The organism is Paraburkholderia caribensis (assembly GCF_002902945.1).
In the GTDB taxonomy this organism is placed as follows: Bacteria; Pseudomonadota; Gammaproteobacteria; order Burkholderiales; family Burkholderiaceae; genus Paraburkholderia; species Paraburkholderia caribensis.
In genome coordinates this window covers 1,508,450-1,531,382 of record NZ_CP026103.1, presented here as the reverse complement: position 1 = coordinate 1,531,382, position 22,933 = coordinate 1,508,450, and the positions used below count along the sequence as shown (strand labels likewise).

Annotated in this window: 22 protein-coding genes and 1 pseudogene; 15 read left to right on the top strand and 8 right to left on the bottom strand. The window is 62.8% G+C overall.

Annotation, left to right across the window (positions count from 1 at the left end):
* Positions 1 to 194 precede the first annotated feature (194 nt).
* The 5 genes from C2L66_RS36475 (at position 195) to C2L66_RS36455 (ending at position 5,533) form a co-directional block, all read left to right on the top strand.
* On the top strand, positions 195 to 1,805 hold the full coding sequence (locus C2L66_RS36475) for an acyl CoA:acetate/3-ketoacid CoA transferase (protein WP_060608852.1): 1,611 nt from the start codon (positions 195 to 197) through the stop codon (positions 1,803 to 1,805).
* Positions 1,802 to 2,599 carry a shikimate dehydrogenase family protein gene (locus C2L66_RS36470; protein ID WP_060608849.1) on the top strand — a complete coding sequence of 266 codons (798 nt, stop codon included), beginning with the start codon at positions 1,802 to 1,804 and terminating at the stop codon, positions 2,597 to 2,599. The genes C2L66_RS36475 and C2L66_RS36470 overlap by 4 nt, the downstream gene beginning before the upstream one ends.
* The gene (locus C2L66_RS36465) at positions 2,596 to 3,261 is read left to right on the top strand and encodes a hypothetical protein (protein WP_224100786.1); all 666 of its coding nucleotides are present in this window, start codon (positions 2,596 to 2,598) and stop codon (positions 3,259 to 3,261) included. The genes C2L66_RS36470 and C2L66_RS36465 overlap by 4 nt, the downstream gene beginning before the upstream one ends.
* Before the next feature lie 14 nt (positions 3,262 to 3,275).
* Positions 3,276 to 4,136: a fumarylacetoacetate hydrolase family protein gene (locus C2L66_RS36460; protein ID WP_060610527.1), complete on the top strand. Its 861-nt coding sequence runs from the start codon at positions 3,276 to 3,278 to the stop codon at positions 4,134 to 4,136.
* Between the two features lie 83 nt (positions 4,137 to 4,219).
* Positions 4,220 to 5,533, top strand: coding sequence for an MFS transporter (locus C2L66_RS36455; protein ID WP_233445063.1), 1,314 nt, complete (start codon positions 4,220 to 4,222; stop codon positions 5,531 to 5,533).
* Positions 5,534 to 5,581: 48 nt separating this feature from the next.
* On the opposite strand, the pseudogene C2L66_RS36450 reads toward C2L66_RS36455, so the two are convergent.
* Positions 5,582 to 5,824: pseudogene (locus tag C2L66_RS36450) on the bottom strand (SDR family oxidoreductase); the annotation flags it as partial.
* Here C2L66_RS36450 and C2L66_RS42005 point away from each other — a divergent pair.
* Genes C2L66_RS42005 through C2L66_RS36435 form a run of 3 tightly spaced genes read left to right on the top strand, consistent with a single transcriptional unit; the run spans position 5,763 to position 7,720 of the window.
* Positions 5,763 to 6,014, top strand: coding sequence for a hypothetical protein (locus C2L66_RS42005; RefSeq protein WP_060608846.1), 252 nt, complete (start codon positions 5,763 to 5,765; stop codon positions 6,012 to 6,014). The pseudogene C2L66_RS36450 and the gene C2L66_RS42005 sit on opposite strands and share 62 nt — an antisense overlap.
* Positions 6,015 to 6,073: 59 nt before the next feature.
* Complete coding sequence (locus C2L66_RS36440; RefSeq protein ID WP_060610520.1) at positions 6,074 to 6,847, top strand: ABC transporter substrate-binding protein; 774 nt, start codon at positions 6,074 to 6,076, stop codon at positions 6,845 to 6,847.
* Between the two features lie 30 nt (positions 6,848 to 6,877).
* Complete coding sequence (locus C2L66_RS36435; RefSeq protein WP_060608844.1) at positions 6,878 to 7,720, top strand: phytanoyl-CoA dioxygenase family protein; 843 nt, start codon at positions 6,878 to 6,880, stop codon at positions 7,718 to 7,720.
* A 16-nt stretch (positions 7,721 to 7,736) separates the two neighbouring features.
* Here C2L66_RS36435 and C2L66_RS36430 read toward each other — a convergent pair whose 3' ends face one another.
* On the bottom strand, positions 7,737 to 8,684 hold the full coding sequence (locus C2L66_RS36430; RefSeq protein WP_060608841.1) for a LysR substrate-binding domain-containing protein: 948 nt from the start codon (positions 8,682 to 8,684) through the stop codon (positions 7,737 to 7,739).
* Positions 8,685 to 8,812: 128 nt separating this feature from the next.
* Between C2L66_RS36430 and C2L66_RS36425 the strand changes: the two genes are divergently transcribed.
* The 3 genes from C2L66_RS36425 to C2L66_RS36415 are packed head-to-tail and all read left to right on the top strand — an operon-like array spanning position 8,813 to position 12,172.
* Positions 8,813 to 9,886 (top strand): aromatic ring-hydroxylating dioxygenase subunit alpha, encoded by a 1,074-nt coding sequence (locus tag C2L66_RS36425; RefSeq protein ID WP_060608838.1) that lies wholly within the window; start codon positions 8,813 to 8,815, stop codon positions 9,884 to 9,886.
* A gap of 1 nt (position 9,887) precedes the next feature.
* Positions 9,888 to 11,039, top strand: a complete 1,152-nt coding sequence (locus C2L66_RS36420) for an FAD-binding oxidoreductase (protein WP_060608836.1) — start codon at positions 9,888 to 9,890, stop codon at positions 11,037 to 11,039.
* 11 nt (positions 11,040 to 11,050) lie between these two features.
* Entirely contained in the window at positions 11,051 to 12,172 is a 1,122-nt protein-coding gene (locus tag C2L66_RS36415; RefSeq protein WP_060608833.1) for a DUF2817 domain-containing protein, read from the top strand.
* Positions 12,173 to 12,177: 5 nt separating this feature from the next.
* On the opposite strand, the gene C2L66_RS36410 is transcribed toward C2L66_RS36415, so the two are convergent.
* The 6 genes from C2L66_RS36410 to C2L66_RS36385 all read right to left on the bottom strand — a co-directional run bounded on the left by C2L66_RS36410 (position 12,178) and on the right by C2L66_RS36385 (position 18,917).
* Positions 12,178 to 13,005 carry an ABC transporter permease gene (locus C2L66_RS36410; RefSeq protein WP_054930975.1) on the bottom strand — a complete coding sequence of 276 codons (828 nt, stop codon included), beginning with the start codon at positions 13,003 to 13,005 and terminating at the stop codon, positions 12,178 to 12,180.
* Between the two features lie 37 nt (positions 13,006 to 13,042).
* Positions 13,043 to 14,296 carry an ABC transporter permease gene (locus C2L66_RS36405; RefSeq protein ID WP_060608830.1) on the bottom strand — a complete coding sequence of 418 codons (1,254 nt, stop codon included), beginning with the start codon at positions 14,294 to 14,296 and terminating at the stop codon, positions 13,043 to 13,045.
* A gap of 78 nt (positions 14,297 to 14,374) precedes the next feature.
* Entirely contained in the window at positions 14,375 to 15,430 is a 1,056-nt protein-coding gene (locus C2L66_RS36400; protein WP_054930973.1) for an ABC transporter substrate-binding protein, read from the bottom strand.
* A 1-nt stretch (position 15,431) separates the two neighbouring features.
* Positions 15,432 to 16,619: an ABC transporter ATP-binding protein gene (locus C2L66_RS36395; protein ID WP_060610517.1), complete on the bottom strand. Its 1,188-nt coding sequence runs from the start codon at positions 16,617 to 16,619 to the stop codon at positions 15,432 to 15,434.
* A 32-nt stretch (positions 16,620 to 16,651) separates the two neighbouring features.
* The gene (locus C2L66_RS36390; protein ID WP_060608828.1) at positions 16,652 to 17,800 is read right to left on the bottom strand and encodes an SRPBCC family protein; all 1,149 of its coding nucleotides are present in this window, start codon (positions 17,798 to 17,800) and stop codon (positions 16,652 to 16,654) included.
* A 190-nt stretch (positions 17,801 to 17,990) separates the two neighbouring features.
* Positions 17,991 to 18,917 carry a LysR family transcriptional regulator gene (locus C2L66_RS36385; RefSeq protein ID WP_054930971.1) on the bottom strand — a complete coding sequence of 309 codons (927 nt, stop codon included), beginning with the start codon at positions 18,915 to 18,917 and terminating at the stop codon, positions 17,991 to 17,993.
* Positions 18,918 to 19,160: 243 nt separating this feature from the next.
* Between C2L66_RS36385 and C2L66_RS36380 the strand changes: the two genes are divergently transcribed.
* From C2L66_RS36380 to argE, 4 genes are read left to right on the top strand one after another with little or no spacing between them, the layout of a single operon-like run.
* Positions 19,161 to 20,498, top strand: a complete 1,338-nt coding sequence (locus C2L66_RS36380) for a flavin-containing monooxygenase (RefSeq protein WP_060608825.1) — start codon at positions 19,161 to 19,163, stop codon at positions 20,496 to 20,498.
* A 54-nt stretch (positions 20,499 to 20,552) separates the two neighbouring features.
* On the top strand, positions 20,553 to 20,990 hold the full coding sequence (locus C2L66_RS36375; RefSeq protein WP_060608822.1) for a RidA family protein: 438 nt from the start codon (positions 20,553 to 20,555) through the stop codon (positions 20,988 to 20,990).
* A gap of 10 nt (positions 20,991 to 21,000) precedes the next feature.
* Positions 21,001 to 21,678, top strand: coding sequence for a DUF1028 domain-containing protein (locus tag C2L66_RS36370; protein WP_054931034.1), 678 nt, complete (start codon positions 21,001 to 21,003; stop codon positions 21,676 to 21,678).
* On the top strand, positions 21,671 to 22,840 hold the full coding sequence (gene argE, locus C2L66_RS36365; protein ID WP_060608820.1) for an acetylornithine deacetylase: 1,170 nt from the start codon (positions 21,671 to 21,673) through the stop codon (positions 22,838 to 22,840). The genes C2L66_RS36370 and argE overlap by 8 nt, the downstream gene beginning before the upstream one ends.
* Positions 22,841 to 22,933: the final 93 nt, after the last annotated feature.

The window sequence follows — 22,933 nt, the reverse complement described above, 5'->3', positions numbered from 1 at the left end:
CCGGTTGCAAATAAGCCGGTTTCGGTTAATGTACTTCAAATACTAGGCGCATATATCGTGCTTAATGGTTTTCCCTGGAGATTATCGAAACCGCTTTTCACCATCTCTGCAACCGGTTACATTGAATTGGCCGGCGACGTGGTTTCAGTCCGCATCGTGCCGGCCGGATCAACTCAACAAGCGGGACACGCAACATGCACATCATTTCAACGACCGAAGCGGCGTCGCTGGTGCGCGACGAAGACGCTGTTCTCATCAGCGGCTCGGGCGGCGGGCATTCGGTGCCCGAAGCCTTGCTTGCGGCAGTGGAGGCACGCTTCATGAGCGCGGGCGCGCCGCGCAATCTGACGTCGATCAGCGTGGTCGGCGTGGGCGATCGCGCGGCGCTGGGCGCGAGCCACCTCGCGCATGAAGGGCTGCTGCGTCGGGCGATCACGAGCGCGCTGGTCGATTCGCCCGGGCTCGTCACGCTTGCTGCCGCCGACAAGATCGAGGCCTACACGTTTCCGCAAGGTGTGCTGTCGCAATTGATGCGCGACATGGCAGGCGGCCGGCCTGGCCTGATCACGAAAACAGGACTGCACACCTTCGTCGATCCGCGTCAGCAAGGCGCGCGGCAAAGCCCGTGCACGCCCGCGGAGTTCGTCGAACTGATCGAACTCGACGGCGAAGAATGGCTGCGCTTCAAGCCTGTGCCGATCGACGTCGCATTCCTGCGCGGCACCACGGCCGATGAAGACGGCAACATCACGATGGAGCAGGAGGCCGTGCTCGGCGAAATGCTGGCGATGGCGCAAGCGACGCGCCGCGCAGGCGGCATCGTGGTCGTTCAGGTCAAACGGATGGCGACGCGCAACACACTGCCGCCCAAGCAGGTGAAGATTCCCGGCATTCTCGTCGACTTCGTGGTCGTCGTGCCCGACCAGCGGCAGACCTATGCGACGGATTACGACCCGAGCTACGCGGGCGAATTGCGCGTGCCGCTATCGGAAATCAAGCCGTTGCCGTTCGGGCCGCGCAAGGTCATCGTGCGGCGCGCCGCGCTCGAACTGTATCCGGGCGCCGTGTGCAATCTCGGTGCGGGTGTTTCGACGGGGTTGTCGACGGTTGCTGCCGAAGAGGGGTTGCTCGACAAGGTGATCCTGACCAACGAACAGGGTCTGATAGGCGGCGCGCCGATTACGGGCCGCGATTCGGGCGGCGCGCAGAACTTCGCCGCGATGATCGAACAGCCGTCGCAGTTCGACTTCTACGACGGCGGCGGCCTCGATCTCGCGTTCCTTTCGTTTGCCGAAGTCGACGCGCAAGGCAACGTGAATATCAGCCGCTTCGGCGACAAGATCATCGGCGTGGGTGGCTTCATCAACATCAGCCAGAACGCGAAGTGCGTGATCTTCAGTGGCACATTGACGGCGGGCGGTCTCGATATCGGATGGGAAGCGGGGCGGACGGTCATACGCGAAGAAGGCCGTCACAAGAAATTCGTGCGCAAGCTCGAACAGGTTTGCTACAACGCAGCGTTTGCGCGCGAGCGCGGACAGACCGCGCTGTATGTCACCGAGCGCGCCGTGTTCCGGATCGGTGCGCGAGGGCTCGAACTGATCGAAGTGGCGCCGGGCGTCGATGTCGAACGCGACATCTTCGCGCAGATGGAGTTTCGGCCGCAGGTGTCGCCGGATCTCAGGACCATGGACGCGCGCCTGTTCCAACCCGCGCGGCTCGGCATTCACGACGAAGTGGTGGCGCGCGAACGCCGCTTCCGTTCGGCGCGCATCGCACAGTGGCTCGCGGAGGCACAGCGATGAACATCGACGGCGCCACCCGGCTGTACGCGATCATTGGCGACCCTGTCGCGCAAGTGCGCTCGCCATCGGTCTACACGGCGCACTTCGCGCGCCACGACATGCCTGCCGTGATGTTCGCGGCGCAAGCCAGCCGTGATTCGTTCGATACAGCGATGCGCGGCCTGATGTCGCTCGGCAATCTCGACGGCTTGCTGATCACGTCGCCGCACAAGGCCGTCGCGCTCGCGTTCGCCGACCGTCTGTCGACACGGGCGCAAATCGTCGGCGCGATCAATGCGTTGCGTCGCGAGCCTGACGGAAGCTGGACGGGCGACATGTTCGACGGCGTCGGCTTCGTGAGCGCGGCCCAGAAAGTCATGCCCGTCGAGGCAAAGCGCGTATTGCTGTTCGGCTGCGGCGGCGCGGGCGCCGCGATTGCCGCCGAACTGGCGGCGCATGGCGTCCACGCGATTTCGCTCGTCGATCCCGATGCGAACCGGGCCACGACCTTGCGCGATGCGTTGGCCGGACATTTTCGCACTTGCGATGTGAGCGTCGGCAGTGCTGGTGCGAAGTACGACATTGTCGTCAACGCTTCCGTCGTCGGGATGAAAGATGATGACGGCTTGCCCGGCGATCCCGGCGCGATTGGCGCGGGAACGCTGGTGGGCGACGTCGTGCTGAGACCGCCCGCCACGCCGACTATGCTCGTGGGCCTCGCGCGGGAACGCGGCGCTCATGTGGTCACGGGCCAGGACATGCACGGCGGCCAGGTCGACGCGATCCTCGCATTCTTCGACAAAGGAGCCCGATGATGTCCCTGCTCGGCAAGGCCGCTGTGCTGATCTGGAACGACGTGATCGAGACGGAGCGCGACGCGTTCTACCGTTGGCACGACAAGGAGCACATACCCGAGCGTCTCGCGCTGCCGGGTTTCCTGCGCGGCCGCCGTTATCGCGGCAGCGGCGTGACGGAATGGCTGACGCTGTACGAAGCCGACGACGTCGCCGTGCTGACGAGCCCGGCGTATCTGGCGCGGCTGAACGATCCGACGCCGCTGACGCAAAGCACCGTGCGGGCGTTCCGTAATACGGCGCGTTCGATCTGCGTCGTCGAGAAGACGACGGGCGCAAGCACGGGCGGTCACGCGCTGACCTTGCCGCTGCCAGCCGGCTTCGACGCCCGTCATCTGTTCGAAGGCGACGCGCCCGCCGTCACGGCCGACACGTGCGTGCTGGCCGCGCATCTGTTCGTCGCCGACGAAGCGGCCAGCCATCTCGACACGCGCGAAGCGCGAGAACGGGCCTACGTGGTGCCGCCACGCGTGCTGTTCGTCGAAACCTCGACGCTCGAAGCGGCACGCCGGCAACTGGCCCGTCTGCTGGCAGGCATCGACACGGCGCAACGCGATGAAGCGGCGGCAGGCGCGGGCGTTTTCACGCTCGAGATCAGCCGTCTCGCCACACTCAATCACTGATGTCAGGAAACACGATGAAGCTACTCAGATACGGACCGGAAGGACACGAGAAACCCGGACTGCTCGACGAACAGGGCGCGATTCGCGATGCGTCGTCGCTATGCGCCGATTACACGCCCGCGTTCTTCGCGGACGGGGGAATCGAAACATTGCGCGGCGTGGACCTGGCTCGCCTGCCTGTGGTCGAAGGCAGACCGCGCCTCGGTTCGTGCATCGCGCAGCCAGGCAACTTCGTCGCCATCGGGCTCAACTACGTGCAACACGCTATCGAGACCAACGCGCCGATTCCCGCTGAGCCGATCATCTTCAACAAGGCGCCGTCGTGCCTCTCCGGCCCGAACGATCCTGTCATCCTGCCGCGCGGCTCGACCAAGTGCGATTGGGAAGTGGAGATCGCGCTGGTGATCGGACGGCGCGCGCTGTATGTGCCGGAAGAGACGGCACTCGACTACGTGGCTGGCTATTGCGTCTGCAACGACGTGTCGGAGCGCGAGATGCAACTCGAACATGGCGGGCAGTGGGTCAAGGGCAAGATGTTCCCGACCTTCGGCCCGCTCGGTCCGTGGCTCGTGACGCCCGACGAAATCGACGACGTGCAGAATCTCGGCTTGTGGCTCGAACTCAACGGCAAGCGCATCCAGGACTCGTCGACATCGGACATGATCTTCCGCCTTGCGACGATCGTGTCGTACGTCAGCCAACATGTGTTGCTGCAACCCGGCGACGTGATTACGACGGGCACGCCGCCCGGCGTTGGCCTCGGCATGAAGCCGGAGCGTTTCCTCAAACCGGGCGACGTGATGGAACTCGGTGTGCAAGGGCTCGGCACGCAGAAGCAGACCGTGCTCGCATTCGAAGATTCGGCGCTCGCTTGACGCGCTGACAGGTGCCGGGTATTCGCCTCGTGTGGATGACCCGGCCCGGCATCCAATCCAATCCAAGAGACAGGAGACACGGTATGGACAACCGGTCAGGAGGAGGCGTGATGAAAGCCGCCGATGCAGCCGCGAACGTTTCGGCCACGAAGGCGTTGCCCTGGTACAGGGACATTTCCTGGCCGCAATGGCGTGTTCTGATCGCCGCGTGGGGCGTGTGGGTGATGGACGCGGTCGACTTTCTCGCGATCACGTTCGTGCTGAACGACATCGCGAAGCATTTCGATGTGCCGCTCAGCACGGCCTCGCTGCTGCTGTTTGCGACGTATGGCGTGCGCTGGATAGGCGGCTTGATGTTCGGCAGCCTGAGCGACCGTATCGGACGCAAGATTCCATTGGTGATCACGTTGGCATGGTTCACGGCGGGCGCCGTGCTAACGGGGGTGTCGTGGAGTTTCGCATCGCTTGCCGTGTTCCGTCTGCTGCTCGGCTTTGGCATGGCGCCGGGCTTCTCGCTCGGCGCGACGATGGTCGCCGAATCGTGGCCCGAAAAGCACAGGGCGATCGGCATCGGCATTCTCGATACCGGTTGGGGGCTGGGCGCGATCGGCGCGGCGATTGCCTACGATCTCGTCTACCCGCACTTCGGATGGCGTGGCATGTTCTTTGTCGGCGTTATCCCGGCGATCCTGCTCGGCGTGTTCATTCTGCTGTGCGTGCCGGAATCGCAGGCGTTCAGGGCAAGCGGCAGGAAACTGCGCACGCCGTTGCGCGACAATCCCGCCGTCGTGCTGTTCAGGCTCTATCCGCGCCGCGTCGGCTATCTCGCGTTGCTGATGCTCGTGTTGTGCTTCGGATCGTGGCCGTTTCAGGGGCTCTTTCCTACCTATCTGAAGTCGCTTTCATTCGAGCCTTTGACGATCACCTGGCTCACGATGACGTCGGCGGTCGGACAGGTCTTTGGTTTTTTTGCGTCCGGTTTCATCGCGGAACGGCTCGGGCGGCGAGCGGGCATCAGTGCGATGCTAGGCGCGGGGGCGGTGTGCGTGGTGGCGCTGGTGTATAGCGTCAACCAGTTTCTGCTTGCCGAATGCTTTGCGTTCCTGAGCGGCTTTTTCCTGGTGGGATCGTCGGGCATCTGGGGGACGATACTGACGGAGAATCTGCCGCGCGACGTGCGTGCGTCGGGAGTGGGTTTCCTCTATAACATCGGCGTCGTAGGCGGCGGGATTGCACCGTACATCGTGCTGTCGACGGTCAAGGCGGCGAGTATGACGATCGCGCTGGGCATCGCGGTCTTCACCATCGGCGCGGCGCTGGCGGCGATCGTCATTCTGCGGTCGGTGCGCGAAACGAAGGGCATGCAGTTGAGCGAAATCGACGCCGGCGGGCACTAGCCTGGCCGGGATGGCTGCGGCGAACCCGTAAACGGGTTCGCCGCGCGGCTTCGACGACAGGTACGACAGCAACCCGTCCGGACCTTCCTTCGTATCGCCTCCCAGTTCCGCGAGGCCCACAGTCCGGGTCGAACCGGGGCTCACGACGTTGACGCGAATGCCGCGTTCCTTGAGATCGAGCACCCAGCTCCGTGCAAGGGCGCGCACGGCCGCCTTCGACGCGCTATAAATGCTGAACGCCTGCGTCCCGGTCGAGCCCGCAATCGATCCAGCAAGAATGATCGAACCGCCGATCCTGGGCGGCGAGCTGACGGACACGTCGTTGATTGCAAGACGAGTCGCGAGCCTCGACTGGGGCACGTATGCAGGCACGGGATACATGCGATCGCGCAAGCTGCCGAAAAGCTTTAGAAAATCTAAATCATCCGCGACCGACGGGCCACTATTCTTCGTTTTTTTGAGTTCCTATGCTGATCCGTAATCGACGGACAAGGAGATCGTCCGTTTTTTCAACGGTTGCCGTCTGGAACGGGGATGCTCATGAAAAAGCCGCTGGTTTGTCTCGCACTATTGCTCGCAGCATTGTCAGTGCACGCGAAGGAACTGACCGAGTTGAAGTTCGGGGTCGATCCCACTTACGCGCCGTTCGAGTCGAAGGCGCCCGACGGCAAGCTCGTAGGCTTTGAAATCGATCTCGGCAATGAGATCTGCCGCCGCCTCCACGCAAAATGCGTATGGGTCGAAACGGCATTCGACGGCATCATTCCCGCACTACAGGGGCGCAAGTTCGACGCGATTTTGTCGGCGATGTCGGTGACGCCGAAACGCGAAACACAAGTGGCATTCTCGACACCGCTGTTCAACACACCCAGCAGTCTGATTGGACGCGCGGGCGCCGGTTTGCAGCCTTCCGTCCAATCGCTGAAGGGAAAGAACATCGGGGTTGCGCAAGGCTCGACGCAGGAAGCGTACGCAAAAGCATACTGGGCGCCCGCCGGCATCAATGTCGTTTCCTACGCCAATCAGGAACTCGTCTACACCGATCTGCGCTCGGGGCGGCTCGACGCGACCTTGACCGACATGATTTCCGGCAGCGAGGGTTTTCTGAAAACGCCGCAAGGTCAGGGCTATGCATTCCTCGGAGGGCCCGTGAACGATGCGAAGACGCTGGGCAAAGGCGCCGCGATCGGCTTGCGCAAAGACGATCCCCAGTTGCGTGAGATGATCAATCAGGCCATTGCAGATATGATCAAGGACGGAACGTATCAGAAGATCGAACGCCGCTACTTCGACTTCGATATCCTGAACGGCTGAGATCGAAGACGCGCCTTATACGGAGACACCATGCTGCAAGACATCGACGCACGCATCGAACGTGCGCTGACACCGGAACGGATCGCCGACTTTCGCCGCGATGGCGCGGTATGCATCCGCCAGCTCTTCACGGAAGACGACATTGCGCTGTTGCGCGAAGGGATCGAGCGCAACATCGCGCAGCCGAGTCCGCGCGCGAAGGTCGCGAGCCGTCCCGACGATCCGGGCTGGTTCTTCGAAGACTTCTGCAACTGGCAGGACAATGACGCGTATCGCCGCTTCATTTACGGGTCGGCGGCTCCTGCGGCGGCGGGCGCACTGATCGGCGGCGAAACGGTGCGGCTCTATCACGACCATCTGCTGGTGAAAGAACCGAACACGCGGCAGCGCACGCCCTGGCATCAGGACCAGCCGTACTACAACATCAGCGGATCGCAGAACGTCAGCATGTGGATTCCCGTCGATCCCGTTTCGCGCGAATCGACGCTCGAATTCGTGGCCGGCTCGCATCTCGGCCCGTGGCTCATGCCACGCACGTTCATGGACAACCAGGCGAAGTGGTTTCCGGAAGGCACGCTCGCCGATCTGCCGGATATCGAGGCCAATCGCGCCGCTTATCCGATCATTGGCTGGGCGCTCGAACCGGGCGACCTGGTGTGCTTCAACATGCTGACCTTGCATGCGTCGGGCGGTGTAGGCGGTAACACGCGGCGGCGCGCGTTTTCGGTCCGCTTCATCGGCGACGACGTTCGTCATGCACCGCGCCGCTGGCGCACGTCGCCTGATTTTCCCGGCCTCGATGCGCAATTGCCCGACGGTGCACCGATGGACCATCCGCTTTTTCCCGTGCTCTGGCGCGCGAACGCGACCTGACGCACGCTTCCCGGCTTCACGCGACCACGTTCAGCATGCTGTCGTTGAGTTGCTGCTGTTCCTTGCCGCGCGTCACGAGCCAGCGGTGAAAGCTGCGGCAATACGGCCTGTCGAAAGCGTTCGGTTTCCACGTGAGGAAATACGGCCACGGCAGCGACAATCCGAGTGCGAAGGGCATCACCAGACGGCCTGCGGCGAGATCGTCGCAGACCATCGAGCTTTGGGCGAGCACAAAGCCATAGCCGTCGATAGCCGCTTGAATCGCGACGCTCGATAGCGAAAACACCTGACGGTTCTCGTTCAGTTCACTGCAATCGACATCATTGGCCACGAGCCATTCGCGCCACGAAGGCGGCGATGCGAACTTCGGCCGCCAGTCGACCGATATCAACGGATAGCCGAGAATCTCGGCGGGCGCAACGAGCGGTGCGTCCGCTGGGAGCAGTTGCGGACTGCAAACGGGCACCACGTAATCGCGGAACAGTTCGACGGAATTCTCGACATCCGCGATGCGCTCGCCGTAGCTGATACGAAAGTCGATGTCGTAACCATCGGGCGACGGTTCCGTGTGCGTGCCGTCGAGATACACGCTGAGATCGGCATGCCGGCGCTGCCATTCGAGCATGCGCGGTGCGAGCCATTTCGACAGCAGCGAGGGCAGTGCGCTGACGCTGAGATTGCGCGTGTTCTTCGCACGTTCTATCTCCGCATGCGCGACACGCAGGCTTTCGAACGCGGCCGCGCAGCTCTCGTGATACTGGCGCCCGATCGACGTCAGGCTCAGCCGCTTGCCGTCCTTTTGTGTGAGATGCAGGCCGAGCGTATCTTCGAGCAGCTTGATCTGCTGGCTCACTGCACCGGGGGAGATGCCAAGCCGCTTCGCCGCTTCCGTCACGCCGCCGCACCGGCCTACCGCTTCGAATACCTGCAGCGCGCGCAAAGGGGGAAAGCTGTTCGTCGTCATCGTATGGGTGGGGGAAGGTTCGACGATTTAGAAACTCTAAACGAACAGCCAGAGTTTGACATCTGTTCTTTTATGTTTTGGCTTTTTATCCTGACCGCAAGTGAAAACGACATAACGGAGGCAGCGCAATGTTTCTGAGGAATGCATGGTACGTCGCAGCATGGGACGCAGAGGTGACACACGCGCTCATGCCCGTGACGATCCTCGGCGAACCTGTCGTGTTGTATCGCCGCGAGGACGGTACGCCTGTCGCGCTCGAAGACGCGTGCCCGCATCGCAAGCTGCCGCTGTCGATGGGAAGATTGATCGGCGATCAGGTGGAATGCGGTTATCACGGCCTGACTTTCGATTGCGAGGGCGCATGCGTGCGCGCGCCTGGCAGCCCGCGCATTCCACCCGGCGCGAAGGTGCGGAGCTATCCGCTGGCGGAGCGCTACGGCCTGCTGTGGATCTGGATGGGCGAGACCGATGAGGCGGACGCCGCGACGATCGTGCAGATCGACGAATGGGGCGATCCGGCGTGGGGCGTGAATCGCGGCGATGCGATGACGGTGGACTGCCACTACCTCTATGTCACGGACAATCTGCTCGATCCCTCGCATGTGGCGTGGGTGCATCCGTCGTCGTTCGGCAATGCCGCGTGCGAGGCCGAGCCGCTGAAGACCGAGGTTGCCGCGCATGGCGTGACGGTCTCGCGCTGGATGCGCGATGTCGACGTGGCGCCGTTCTATGCGCAGTTCGTCGGCTTCGAAGGGCGGTGCGACCGCAAGCAGCATTACGAAGTGCGCTTCCCGTCGCACGCGATCATCAAGGCGATCTTCACCCCGGCGGGTACAGGCGGCGACGATGCACCGCTTCATCGCGACGTGTTTCTGATGAACTCGTATAACTTCATGACGCCCGTCGACGAATCGCACACGCGTTACTACTGGTTCCAGACCCGCAACTTCGCCCCGCAGGACGAACAGGTGTCGCGCCAGTTCGATGCCGACGTGCGCCATGCTTTCGAGGAAGACCGCGTCGTGTTGACAGCCGTTCATCGCGGCATGCAGAATGCCCGCACGCCGAACATCGATCTCGCGATCGACGCCGGACCACTGCGTTTCAGGCGCGCGCTTGCGCAGATGATCGAACGTGAGCAGCAGGCAAAGGTCGCGCCCGCGCCTGTGTATGTGGTGAGTCGTCAGCGCGCGGAGCACTGACATGAATGTTGTCGTCGACGATCGGGAGACGCTGTCTGCGTCGCGCTTCAGGCGGTTTCGCGTGGCGCGGCGCACGCAGGAAAGCGCATCGATCGTTTCGTTCGATCTCGTGCCTGTCGACGGCGGCACGCTCACCCCGTTCGTTGCAGGGCAGTACGTCACGGTCAGGCTGCTGTTGCCGTCAGGCGAGGGATTGTTGCGCACGTACAGCCTCTCCGGCGATCCCGCCGACAACACGCGCTGGCGCATCTCCGTCAAACACGAACGAGGCGGCGACGCGGTGCCTGCAGGACGCGGATCGTCCCATCTTCACGAGCGGGTGCAAGCAGGCGACGAACTGGAACTGGCAGGGCCTTCGGGTGCTTTCGTGTGCGGCGACGAAGTGACGCGACCCGTCGTGCTGATGAGCGGCGGCGTCGGCCTGACGCCGCTCGTCAGCATGCTCCACCGCTTGCGCGCGATGAACGGCGCGCACAACCGCCGCGTGTACTTCATTCACGCCTGCGAGAACGGCGCGGTGCACGCGTTTCGTCATGAAGTGGAGACCGTCGCGGCGGCGCACCCAAACGTGCATGTGCATGTCTGCTACCGGCTTCCTTCGGCGGAAGACCGCGCGATGAAGTATTTCGACAGCGAAGGACTGATTTCGCGCGACACGCTGCAAGCGCTCTTGCCGCTCGACGACTACGAAGTCTATCTATGCGGCCCGCCCGCCTTCATGCAGTCTAACTGGCGGCTCTTGCGCAGCCTCGGTATCGAGCGTGGTCGCATCCATTACGAGTTCTTCGGCCCTGCGACGGTACTCGAGGACAATGTGGTCGAGGCGCCTTTAAGCGAGAAACCGCACGCCGAAATTCGGATGGCAACCGACACTGAAACGACCATCCGCTTTCACCCGCGAGCCGATCCCGTCGCATGGGACCCAGCCTGCGGTTCGCTGCTCGAATTCGCCGAGCAACACGGCTATGCTCCCGCATTCAGCTGCCGGATCGGCGTCTGCAATACGTGCGTGACGAGTCTCGTCGACGGGAAAATCGAATACACTGAAGAACCGCTGGAGCCGCCATCGGAAGGTACCCTGTTACTGTGTTGCGCAAAGCCCGCAGGAAGCGTTACCCTGGCGCTATCCGACGACGCAAAAGCATTTGAATAACCGGGGACTTTATGAAGATCGGCTTTCCCATCGAACCCAGTTTCGACACGCAGCGCACTCAGTTTATCGATGCGGCCCGCGCAGCCGGCGCCGTCTTGACGACGTACGCACACCCCCTGAAAGGACCAAACGGCGAAGCACTCGCGACCGACGTCGCGTGGCTCGGCAAGCCCGACGCTTCCCGTGTGCTGATGACGCTATCGGGCACACATGGCGTGGAGGGCTACTACGGTTCGACCTGTCAAGCGGCCTGGCTGCGCGAACTGGCATCGCAGCCGTTACCCGACGACGTCGCCGTGCTGATGGTTCATCTGATCAATCCGTGGGGCACGGCGTGGGTCAGGCGCGTGAACGAGGACAACGTCGATCTGAATCGCAACTACGTCGACTTCGCGGCTGCGCTGCCCGACAATTCGCGTTACGAAGCGCTGCATGAGATCTATACGTGCCGCGACATCGACGGCCCTCAACGGCAGCATGCCGATGACCTGCTCGCCAGGAATGTCGCGGCGCTCGGCTGGTCTGGCGTGCAGGCAATCGTCGGCGCGGGCCAGTACCTTCACGCCGACGGTCTCTTCTATGGCGGGCAGCAGCCTACCTGGTCCAACCGTACGCTGCGGGACATTGCCGGGCGTTTTCTGAAACCGGCTCAGGTCGCGTTCGTCTTCGATCTGCATACGGGCGCGGGCGCATTCGGCCATCCAATGCTCATGTCGATCACGCAACGAGCTTATCCGGGCCTCGCCGATGCGCAGCGTTTGTATGGCCCGTGGCTCTATACGCTGCTCACCCACGCGGATGCCGAAGTCAGCGAAACGGGTGTGGTCGCGCGCGCGACAGGCTATACCTCGCAAGCGATGCTCGATGCGTTGCCCGATACGCATCTGATGCAACTCGTGATCGAATGCGGCACCTATCCCGAAGCGCCCATGCACACTGCGTTACGCGACGACCACTGGCTGCATCTTTACGGCGATCCACGCGATGCGCGCGGCCGCGCGATCAGCCGTGCGCTGTTCGATTCGTTCATGCCCGCCGACGACGACTGGCGCGAGCTGGTGTGGACGCGCACGCGGCAGATCTGGAAGCGCGCGCTTGCCGCGTTGCCCGGTATCCAGCCGGTTCAGCGCTAACCGCTCTAGACGAGCGCCTGGCTCGCAGCCGCAGCGCGGCTGCGCAGCCAGTTGATGCTGGCGAACAGCAGCACCGCAAACACGATCAACATGGTCGCGACGGCGAGGATCGACGGATCGATCGAATCGCGGATGCCGCTCCACATCTGCCGCGGCACGGTGGTCTGGTCCGGCCCGCCGATGAACAGAATCACGATCACTTCATCGAACGAAGTGGCAAAGGCGAACACGCTGCCCGTCGCGACGGCGGGCGCAATGAGCGGCAGCGTGACACGCCTGAACGCGATCCAGGGCCTGGCGCCGAGACCCGAGGCGGCGCGCAGCAGACTCTGATCGAACGACAGCAGCGACGCCGTCACGGTGATGACGACGAACGGCGTGCCGAGCGCCGCATGCGCCAGCACGACACCTGGATACGAATTCACGAGCCCGAGCGGCGCGAAGATCAGATAGAAGCCGGCCGCGACCACGACGATGGGCACGATCATCGGCGAAATGATGATCGGCATGATCAGCGAGCGCAGCGGAAACTGTGTGCGGCTCAGGCCGAGCGCCGCGAGCGTGCCGAGACACGTGGCGATCAGCGTCGATGCCGCGCCGATGCCGAGGCTGTTCAAAAGCGCGCGCTGCCAGTCGCCGCTGGTCAACGCCTGCTCGTACCAGCGCAGCGAAAAGCCCTGCAGCGGGTACGAGAAATACGAACCCGAATTGAACGAGAGCGGGATGATCGCGAGAATGGGCGCGATCAGAAAGAATAGAACGAGCGCGGTATGCACGCGCACCCATTGCGTCGCAATGCGCTCCGTCAACACCTTCTTCCGTTGGTTTTGCATGGCGGCCCCTTGTCGTGTGGCGTCGTGTAGGCGTCGCTCAACCGAAGCGCAAACGGTCGATGCCGACGATGCGGTTGAACAGGAAGTAGAAGATCGCGGTGAAGATCACCAGATACGCCGACAGCGCGCCCGCCAGTCCCCAGTTGAGCTGCGTATTGGTCTGCATGGCGATGAGCTGGCTGATCATCTCGTCGCCCGCTCCGCCGAGCAATGCGGGCGTGATGTAGTAACCGAGCGCAAGCACGAACACAAGGAAGCAGCCCGCGCCGACGCCCGGCAGCGTTTGCGGCACATACACACGCACGAATGCGGTGAAGGGATGCGCGCCGAGCGACTGTGCCGCGCGCACGTAAACGGGTGACACGCTTTTCATCACCGAATAGATAGCGAGAATCATGTACGGCAACAGCACGTGCGTCATGCCGATCAGCACGCCCGCGCGATTGAAGATGAGCGGCACGGGATGCGTGGCGAGCCCGAGTCCCATCAGCAGACTGTTGATGACGCCGCCCGGCTGCAACAGCACGTACCACGCGGTGGTGCGCACCAGCAGCGAGGTCCAGAACGGCACGATCACGAGCAGCATCAGGCGGTTGCTGCTCTTCGCGGGTAGATTGGCGAGCATCCACGCGACGGGATAGCCGAGCAGCAGACACAGCACCGTCACGGTCGCGCTGATCGAGATCGTGCGCAGGAACGCTTGCCGATAGACCGACGAATTGTCCGGCACGAATTCGACCGAACCTTGCGGCGTGACCTGTGCATCGACGGCGGCGAGCAGATAGTCCGGCGTCGGCGATGCGGCGGCGCGTTTGAGCAGGCGCCAGGTTTCGGGCGAATTCCAGCGCTCGTCCATTTCAATGAGCGCCGGCTTCCAGGCAGGCGGCGCGTCAGCGGGCACATTGCGCGCGGTACGCATCAGCAGGCTGCGGAACTCGGGCTGAGCGAAATTCAGGCGTCGCGCGACCGTGCCGAGCTGCCCGCTCCCTTGCGCTTCCTTCAAGCCCGACGCAAGCAGCGCGAAGGTGCGCTCGTCGGGTACGCCGCGCCCGTCCCATGCATCGAGCGCGCGCGTGAGCGCGGGCATGCTGTCGGGCACTTCGTGGTTCTGCACGCTGCGCGCGAGCAGCAACGCGATCGGCGCGATGAACGTCGATAGCAGGAACAGGATCAACGGCAGCGCAAGCAACAGCGCCTGAGCCGACGCGCGGCGCTGCGCTTTCTGAAACGACGCGCGGCCGCTGGCTCTCGTCGGAGAGCCCGACGCCGCGGTTTGGGCCGATACGGGCATGCTGGTAGTCACGTCGGGCTCTCTTTGCTCTCGTTGCGCGTTTAAACAGCGAAGTTGCTGCCGGGGTTACTGGCGCGCTTACTGAGTCAGCCAGGTCTGGAAGCGCTTGTTGATCTGGTCGGCGTTGTCGGCCCAGAAGTTCGCGTTGATCTGCAACGCACGCTTGAAGTTCTGCGGCGAGGTCGGCAGATCGGACAGCCGTTGCTTGTCGACGAGTGCGATCGCATCCTTGCGCGGCGGCGCGTAGGCGATGTACTTCGAGAGATCCGCGTACGCTTTCGGTTGCGAAGCGGACACGATGAATTTCGCCGCGGCGTCTGCGTGCTTCGCGCCTGTCGGAATGCCCCACCAGTCGAAGTCGTAGACCTGCGCGTCCCAGACGGCCTTGAACGGCTTGTTGTCTTTCTTCGCGGCATCGTCGATGCGGCCGTTGTAGGCTTGCGTCATCACCACCGCGCCGTCCGCCAGCAACTGCGGCGCCTGTGCGCCCGATTCCCACCAGACGATGTTCTTCTTGATCGTATCGAGCTTCTTGAACGCGCGATCGACGCCTGCGGGCGTGGCGAGTACTTTGTACACATCCTTGGGATCGACGCCGTCGGCAATCAGCGCCCATTCCATCGATACCTTCGGCGACTTGCGCAGCCCGCGCTTGCCCGGGAATTTCTGCAGGTCGAAGAAATCGGCGACGGTGGTCGGCGCGGTCTTCAGCTTGCTCGCATCGTAGGCGAAGACCGTGGACCAGACCATGCTAGCGACCGCGCAATCGCTGATCGAGCCGGGAATGAAATCGCTCGTCTTGCCCAGCGTCTTCTTGTCGAACTTCTGCAGCAGGCCTTCGTCGCAGGCGGTGATTGCGTCGTTCGTTTCGAGGTCGATCAGGTCCCACGTGGTGTTCTTCGCCTGTTCCATTGCGGAGAGCTTGGCGAGGCCGCCGTCGTAGGATTCCGTCGAAAAGCCTACGCCTGTGGCTTGCGTGAACGGCTCGAAATAGGCCTTCTTCGCAGCCGCTTCATAAGCGCCGCCGAAGGTCACGACGGAAAGTGTTTCCGCCGCCTGAGCACTGGCGGCGAAGAACGCGAAAACGGAGAGTGCGGCAAGTGCGGCACGTTGTGCCTTGATTTGAGTGCGCATGTCAGTTGGCTCCTGCAGGTGCGGTCGTAATGATGGTAGGTAAAGGAGACGGCGGGGAATAATTGGCAGGCGCGTTGCGATGCGCGCTTGCCGTCATTGCGAGGATCTTGCAGTCGTCGTGGCGCCATGCGACCTCGACCATGTTGCCGGGCGCGGGCAGGGCGTGGCGTTGTGTGTTGGGCACCTTGACGACGATGGCGTCGCGCGCGCCGAGCTTCAGATGGACGCGGTGATGATCACCGCAATACACGAGTTCCTCGACGCGGGCCTGCACGACGTTGCTATGTCCGTCGACCTGCGTGCCTTCGGCGCTCGGGATATGTGCGCGCTCGGGGCGCAGCGCGAGCATCGCGTCGTCGCCTTCGCGCAGGCCGCTTTCGCAGCGGCCGCGAATGATGCTGCCGTCCGCCAGCGCGAGCGTCGCGCTGGCGTCGCTTACGTCGATGACGCGTCCCGTCAGTCCATTGTTCTCGCCGACGAAGTTCGCGACGAAGGCATTCTGTGCGTTCTCGTAAAGCTCGCTCGGCGTGGCGGCCTGCTGGATGCGGCCATCGGAGAAGACCGCGACGCGGTCCGACATGGTCAGCGCTTCGGCCTGATCGTGCGTCACGTAGACGATCGTGAGCGACAGTTCGCGATGCAGCCGCATGATCTCGTATTGCATCGTTTCGCGCAGACGCTTGTCGAGCGCGCCGAGCGGTTCGTCCATCAGCACGACGCTCGGCTCGAACACCAGCGCGCGCGCCAGCGCGACGCGCTGCTGTTGTCCACCCGACAGTTGCGAGGGACGGCGGTTCGCCAGATGCGGCAGCTCGATCATCTCCAGGGCGCGCTTCACGCGGGTCTTCTGCTCGGCGCGACTGACGCGGCGCACGGAAAGCGGAAACGCGACGTTCTCGGCAATCGTCAGATGGGGAAAGAGCGCGTAGTTCTGGAACACCATGCCGATGTCGCGCTGATGCGGCGGCTTGTCGTCGAGCCGTCTTCCGTCGAGGCGGATCTCGCCTTGCGTGGGCGTTTCGAAACCCGCGAGCATCATCAGCGTAGTGGTCTTGCCAGAACCCGACGGCCCGAGCAACGACAGGAATTCGCCCTTGCGCACGTCGAGGTTCAGATCGTCGACGACGTAATGCGCGCCGTCATACGATTTGCTCACGCCCGAGAATGAAATGAAGGAAGGGTTTGACATCGTGCTGGCGTCCTGTCGGTGTTGCGTCGTAATCAATGCGTGCCGATCTTCGCCGCGAGATAGCGTGCGAAGTCATAGTTGGGGCGTTCGAGATGACTCAGATGACCGGGCTTCGCAAGCGGCGCATGCACGCCGCGAAACACGGCTTCCACGCCGCGCCGGTCTTCCGCGTTCACTTCGTCGAGCAGCTGTTTGAGTGTCGCCATATAGGCGTGCGCTTGCGGATCGGCGACGAACTCCGGCGCCAGGCCGCCGCCAAAGCGGATATGCACGCGCCCCACGCCTTCGGGCTGCAGCACGAGATACCAGAAGTAGCCCGGCGTCAGCGTCACCAGATGCGTCGGGTAAATCGCAAGCAGGGCGGTGGTCTTGCGCCAGTGTCCCGTCAGACGCGTGTTGTCCGGATGTGCATTGCCAATCGGCAAGGATGCTTCCTTCGTGATCCAGTGATAGTTGAAAGCCGGGAGGCCGGGCGGGCATTCCATTTCTTCGAGCCGCGAGTGCGGGCCTACCGTCGCGCGATGCAGCATCGGCAGGTGATAGCTCTCCATGAAATTTTCCGCGAGGATCTTCCAGTTCGTGTCCCACACGTGCTCTTCATAGAAAGTTTCGATGTAGTCGGACATGCCGTATGCGCCAATCAACTCGCTCAATCCAGCGAGTTGCGTGTGCACGGGCAGGGCGTTTTCATCGAGCGTCACGTAGATCCAGCCTTGCCATTCTTCACAACGCACGGCAGGCAGGCGATAGCTTTCCTTGCAGAAGCCTTCTTGTCGATCCATCAGCGGTGCGCCTTTCAGCGCGCCATCCAGCGAGTAATTCCACGCGTGATACGGGCACACGATCCTGCGCACGTTGCCGCGTCCTTCGAGCAGCACCGACATGCGATGCAGGCAGACATTCGACATCGCTTTCAATTGCATCTGCTCGTCGCGCAGGACGACAACCGGCTGGTCGCCGATACGTGCAGTCAGGTAGTCGCCGGCATGCTTCAGTGCGCTCGCGCGGCCGACGCATTGCCATTCGCGCGAAAAGATATTGCGTTCTTCAAGCGCGAGAAATTCGGGCGACGTGTAGACACCGGGCGGCATCGAGCGCGCTTCGCTGAAGGGCCGATCGCAACCGGTCAGCAGCTCGTCGACCAGTGCTTCGATTGCGACCGTCCTTGCCGGGTGTGCCATGTCGCCCTCCTTGTTTCGAGCTCGCGAGAGCGCGCCGACGCTGGATTGCGTGGTGTTGCGCTCGACATGGACATCAATCTATCAAGCCAAATTCCCAGCCAAAATATTGTTTTTGGATGCAAAGCAAAGCTTTTTACTATGTAGAGCGGATGCTGTCGGCGCATGCGCAGGCCTGCGTTTCAGGCAGCGTTCACGTGTCGAGATGCAGCCGCCGGATGTAGGTCTCGCAATACGAAGCAAACCGTTGCACCACCTGCCGGGGCCGCATCGTGCGCGATTGCGCGATGCCGAGCGTCGTTGCGTTGACGTTGTCCTTGAAGCGCTTCACGACGAAATCTTCGCCGTCGACCGTGCGATTCGATTTGAGCGGAAAGTTAAGCATGCTGTAGCCAAGTCCGTTCGCCACCATGCCGCGCACGACCTCCGGCTGCGAAGAACGGAAGGCGGGCACGGGCCGGCTGCCCACGGCATCGAACAGCGCGGCGAAGTACTCGCGGCTATGCGGCAGATCCAGCATCACGTAGGGCTCGTGCAGCAGGTCGGCCAGCGATACCTTGCGCGCGCGGGCAAGACGGTGCGATGTCGGCAGGATCACGTACGGCGGCAGCGACAGCAGCGGCGTGAACGCGATGTCTTCCGTCAGGTCGAGGCTATAGGTCAGGACTATGTCGAGCGAGCCGTCGTGCAGGCCTCTTAGCAGACCGTCCTGATGCGCCTCGACCGTGCGAAACGAAATGCCCGCATGCTCGCTCGCGAACCGGCTGATGAGCCTCGGCATCAAGGGCGGCGCGAGCGAGACAAGGCAGCCGAGCGCGATCGAGCCCGTCATGCCGCCGTCCATCTCTTTGGCGGACGTTTGCAACTCTTCGGCGATCTTCAGCAGATTGCGCGCCTGTCCGAGCAGATCGCGGCCGGCTTGCGTGAGCGACAGGCCGCTCGCGTGATGTCTGATGAAAAGCTGCACGCCGAATGACGATTCGAGGTCGGCGAGTGCCGTCGAGATAGACGGCTGCGAGATATGCAGGCGCTTTGCAGCAGCCGTGAACGACAGCGTTTCCGCCGTGACCACGAAATAGCGCAACTGGCGAAGCGAGTAACGCAGGGGATGGCTTTCCATTGGCAATGCTCCAGATTCGGGCGTTCGTTGCGCACCATTGTGAGGCGGTCAAAAAGCGCTGCATAGGTAAATCCTGTGCGGTGCATTTTTTAAATATATTTTTCGGATTCGGGGGGCGCGCGTAGATTCTGCACCGGGACAGCTGATTCACGGTGCTGCGCGCCGTTCGACAAGTGGCTTCGCCCGGATCGAACGCGCAGTCACGACGGCTCGAATCAAACCGCCTTTGAGAAGGACTTAGCCATGGCAGTGAAAACAACGTCAGTCGACACGCTCGTGGTCGGCGCCGGTCAGGCCGGCGTGGCGATGAGCGAACATTTGAGCAACATCGGCGTGCCGCATATCGTGCTGGAGCGCGCGCGTATCGCCGAGCGGTGGCGCACGGGACGCTGGGATTCGCTGGTTGCCAATGGTCCCGCATGGCACGATCGTTTCCCCAATCTCGAGTTCGCCGATGTCGATCCGGATGGCTTCGCGTCGAAGGATCAGGTGGCGGAGTACTTCGTCGCCTATGCAAAGAAATTCAATGCGCCGATCCATACCGGCGTCGAAGTGAAGAGGGTGGTGCGCAATGCGGGCCACCAGGGTTTCATTGTCGAGACCTCGGACGGTACGTTCGAAGCCAACCGTGTAGTCGTCGCGACGGGACCGTTTCAACGCCCGTTGATTCCCGCTGTCGCGCCGAAATCGGATCGGTTCACGCAGATTCATTCCGCCGACTATCGCAACCCGCAGCAATTGCCGGAAGGCGGCGTGTTGGTGATCGGCGCGGGTTCGTCGGGCGTGCAGATTGCGGATGAATTGCAGCGTTCGGGCAAGCAGGTATATCTGTCGGTCGGGCCGCATGATCGCCCGCCGCGCGGGTATCGCGGCCGCGACTTCTGCTGGTGGCTCGGCGTGCTCGGCGAATGGGATGCCGAAGTGATGCGCCCGGGCAAGGAGCATGTGACCATCGCGGTGAGCGGCGCGCGCGGCGGCCATACGGTGGACTTTCGACGTCTTGCGCATCAGGGCGTCACGCTCGTCGGTTTGACGAAATCGTTCGACGACAGCGTCGTGACGTTCGACTCGGATCTCGCGGACAACATTGCGCGCGGTGACGAAAACTATCTGTCGCTGCTAGACGCTGCGGATGCGTATGCGGCCCGCAACGGTCTCGATCTCCCGGAAGAACCCGAGGCGCGCGTCATTCCCGCAGATCCGGACTGTGTCATCCATCCCATTCTCGAACTCGATCTGGTCAAGGCAGGCGTGACGTCGATTGTCTGGGCGACCGGCTATGCCGTCGATTTCAACTGGCTGCAAGTCGATGCCTTCGACGACAAAGGCAAGCCGAAGCATCAGCGTGGAGTATCGAAAGAGCCGGGCATCTATTTTCTTGGGCTTCCGTGGTTGTCGCGTCGCGGCTCCGCTTTTATCTGGGGCGTGTGGCACGACGCGAAGCATATTGCCGATCACATCGCGACGCAGCGCAAATACCTCGCGTACTACGACGCGCCCGATAGCCGCGCAAAGGCGCCTAACGGCGCTGCCACAGCCCATTCACGCGTTCAGAAGGTCAGCGAACTCGACTTGAGCTGAAGCGCTCACGGATCCGAACCGCATTCTCCCTTTACTTCGTATTAAGGTGCATTGATGAGCCAACCTACGCATACCCGCATCCGCATGTTCAACACGAAGGACACGTATCCGAACCAGACGCTCGACAACGACCTGTGCCAGGCCGTGCGCGCGGGCAACACGGTGTACGTGCGCGGCCAGGTGGGGACCGATTTCAATGGACAGCTCGTCGGGCTCGGCGACCCGCGCGCGCAGGCCGAGCAGGCGATGAAGAACGTCAAGCAGTTGCTCGAAGAAGCGGGCAGCGACATGTCGCACATCGTCAAGACGACCACGTTTCTGACGGACGTGCGGTATCGCGAGCCCGTCTATCAGGAAGTCGGCAAGTGGCTCAAGGGCGTGTTCCCGATTTCGACGGGCCTCGTCGTCACGGCCCTGGGGCAGCCGCAGTGGCTGATGGAGATCGACGTGATCGCCGTCATTCCCGATGGATGGACGCAGTCTCAGGGCTGAGGAACACGACATGACATTTTCTATCGTCGGACGTTGTGCACGAACCGGTCAGCTTGGTATCGCGATCAGTTCGTCGAGCATCGCAGTCGGCGCGCGTTGCCCGTGGTTGCGTGCGGGCGTGGGCGCAGTGGCGACGCAGAACGTGACGCTGCCCGCGCTCGGTCCGCAGATTCTCGATCTGCTGGAGCACACGCTGCTCGAACCCGCCGCCGCGCTGGATCGTGCGCTTGGTGCGAGCGACTGGAGCGAGTATCGACAGGTCACGGTGATCGACGCCAGCGGACGTACTGCGTTTTTCAGCGGCAAGGAAGCGCTCGGTACATATCACGCAGTGGCGGGCGAGCAATGCGTCGCGGCGGGCAACATGCTTGCGGGCACCGGCGTGATCGAGGCGATGGTCCCTGCATTCGAGAATGCGAATGGCGCGCTGGCCGACCGGCTGCTCGCGGCGATGCATGCCGCGATGACGGCGGGCGGCGAAGCGGGCCCTGTGCATTCCGCGGCGTTGAAGATCGTCGGCGAGCAGAGCTGGCCGATCGTCGATCTGCGCATCGACTGGGCCGACGACGATCCCATCGGCAAGCTCGACGGCCTCTGGCAGGCGTACAAGCCGCAAATGCAGGATTACGTCACCCGCGCGCTCAATCCGACGGCCGCGCCGAGTTATGGAGTGCCGGGCGATGAGTAATGGCTCGAGCCGCGCGCTGCTCGAACGGCTGATCGGATTTCCCACCGTCAGCCGGGACTCGAATCTGGAGATGATCGAGTTCATCCGGCATTACCTTGGCGATCTCGGGGTTCGAAGCGAGCTGTTCTACAACGCGGAGCGCACGAAGGCGAACCTGTTCGCGACGATCGGGCCGGACGCGGGCGGCGGCATCGTGCTATCCGGCCACACCGACGTCGTGCCTGTCGACGGACAGCCGTGGACGGTCGAGCCGTTCCGTCTGAGCGAACAGGACGGACGCCTGTACGGACGCGGCACGGCGGATATGAAGGGCTTCATTGCATCGGTATTGGCGGCGGTACCGGCGTTTCTCGCGCGAGATCTGCGCGTGCCCGTGCATCTCGCGTTCTCCTATGACGAAGAAGTGGGATGCCTCGGCGTGCGGCCGATGCTCGCAGAACTGGCGAAGCGCGCGCACAAGCCCGCGCTGTGCCTCATCGGCGAACCGACGGAACTGAAACCGGTGCTCGGTCACAAAGGCAAGCTGGCGATGCGCTGCCAGGTGAAGGGCGCGCCGTGTCATTCGGCGTACGCGCCATATGGCGTCAACGCGATTCAGTACGCGGCGCGTCTGATCAACCGCCTCGAAGAGATCGGCGAGCAGTTGGCTTTGCCTGAGCAGCATGACGAACGCTTCGATCCGCCGTACTCGACGGTACAGACGGGCGTCATCAAAGGTGGTCGCGCGCTCAACATCGTGCCTGCCGAATGCGAGTTCGATTTCGAAGTGCGCGCGCTGCCCGGCTACGACGCGACGAACGTGGCCGACCAGCTGCAAACCTATGCGCAGACCCAGCTATTGCCCAAGATGCGCGCGGTCAATGCCGAGACCGGGATTCGCCTGGCGCCGCTTTCGGCTTACCCGGGACTCGCGACGCCGCCCGATAGCGACGCGGCGCAGCTGCTCGCGCTGCTGTGCGGCTCCCGCGAGTTCGGCACGGTGGCATTCGGCACCGAGGGCGGACTCTTCAATCAGGCGGGCATACCCGCTGTGGTCTGTGGACCCGGCAGCATGGATCAGGGACACAAGCCGGACGAATTCGTCACAGTCGCACAACTCGAAGCGTGCGATGCGATGTTGAGGCGACTGGCCGATCACCTCGCGACCCGGCCCGGCACGTGATTCGAATGGATGAACGCAAGCAACGAGCGCGCTCGGGCCACGCCTGAGCCGCTGAATATCGCAGCGCAGCTGCGCGAGACAGGAGACAGCATC

Bases quoted from the DNA above. Each gene is read 5' to 3' on its own strand.
- C2L66_RS36475 (WP_060608852.1), top strand. From the start codon at position 195: ATGCACATCATTTCAACGACCGAAGCGGCGTCGCTGGTGCGCGACGAA.
- C2L66_RS36470 (WP_060608849.1), top strand. From the start codon at position 1,802: ATGAACATCGACGGCGCCACCCGGCTGTACGCGATCATTGGCGACCCT.
- C2L66_RS36465 (WP_224100786.1), top strand. From the start codon at position 2,596: ATGATGTCCCTGCTCGGCAAGGCCGCTGTGCTGATCTGGAACGACGTG.
- C2L66_RS36460 (WP_060610527.1), top strand. From the start codon at position 3,276: ATGAAGCTACTCAGATACGGACCGGAAGGACACGAGAAACCCGGACTG.
- C2L66_RS36455 (WP_233445063.1), top strand. From the start codon at position 4,220: ATGGACAACCGGTCAGGAGGAGGCGTGATGAAAGCCGCCGATGCAGCC.
- C2L66_RS42005 (WP_060608846.1), top strand. From the start codon at position 5,763: ATGCTGAACGCCTGCGTCCCGGTCGAGCCCGCAATCGATCCAGCAAGA.
- C2L66_RS36440 (WP_060610520.1), top strand. From the start codon at position 6,074: ATGAAAAAGCCGCTGGTTTGTCTCGCACTATTGCTCGCAGCATTGTCA.
- C2L66_RS36435 (WP_060608844.1), top strand. From the start codon at position 6,878: ATGCTGCAAGACATCGACGCACGCATCGAACGTGCGCTGACACCGGAA.
- C2L66_RS36430 (WP_060608841.1), bottom strand. From the start codon at position 8,684: ATGACGACGAACAGCTTTCCCCCTTTGCGCGCGCTGCAGGTATTCGAA.
- C2L66_RS36425 (WP_060608838.1), top strand. From the start codon at position 8,813: ATGTTTCTGAGGAATGCATGGTACGTCGCAGCATGGGACGCAGAGGTG.
- C2L66_RS36420 (WP_060608836.1), top strand. From the start codon at position 9,888: ATGAATGTTGTCGTCGACGATCGGGAGACGCTGTCTGCGTCGCGCTTC.
- C2L66_RS36415 (WP_060608833.1), top strand. From the start codon at position 11,051: ATGAAGATCGGCTTTCCCATCGAACCCAGTTTCGACACGCAGCGCACT.
- C2L66_RS36410 (WP_054930975.1), bottom strand. From the start codon at position 13,005: ATGCAAAACCAACGGAAGAAGGTGTTGACGGAGCGCATTGCGACGCAA.
- C2L66_RS36405 (WP_060608830.1), bottom strand. From the start codon at position 14,296: ATGCCCGTATCGGCCCAAACCGCGGCGTCGGGCTCTCCGACGAGAGCC.
- C2L66_RS36400 (WP_054930973.1), bottom strand. From the start codon at position 15,430: ATGCGCACTCAAATCAAGGCACAACGTGCCGCACTTGCCGCACTCTCC.
- C2L66_RS36395 (WP_060610517.1), bottom strand. From the start codon at position 16,619: ATGTCAAACCCTTCCTTCATTTCATTCTCGGGCGTGAGCAAATCGTAT.
- C2L66_RS36390 (WP_060608828.1), bottom strand. From the start codon at position 17,800: ATGGCACACCCGGCAAGGACGGTCGCAATCGAAGCACTGGTCGACGAG.
- C2L66_RS36385 (WP_054930971.1), bottom strand. From the start codon at position 18,917: ATGGAAAGCCATCCCCTGCGTTACTCGCTTCGCCAGTTGCGCTATTTC.
- C2L66_RS36380 (WP_060608825.1), top strand. From the start codon at position 19,161: ATGGCAGTGAAAACAACGTCAGTCGACACGCTCGTGGTCGGCGCCGGT.
- C2L66_RS36375 (WP_060608822.1), top strand. From the start codon at position 20,553: ATGAGCCAACCTACGCATACCCGCATCCGCATGTTCAACACGAAGGAC.
- C2L66_RS36370 (WP_054931034.1), top strand. From the start codon at position 21,001: ATGACATTTTCTATCGTCGGACGTTGTGCACGAACCGGTCAGCTTGGT.
- argE (WP_060608820.1), top strand. From the start codon at position 21,671: ATGAGTAATGGCTCGAGCCGCGCGCTGCTCGAACGGCTGATCGGATTT.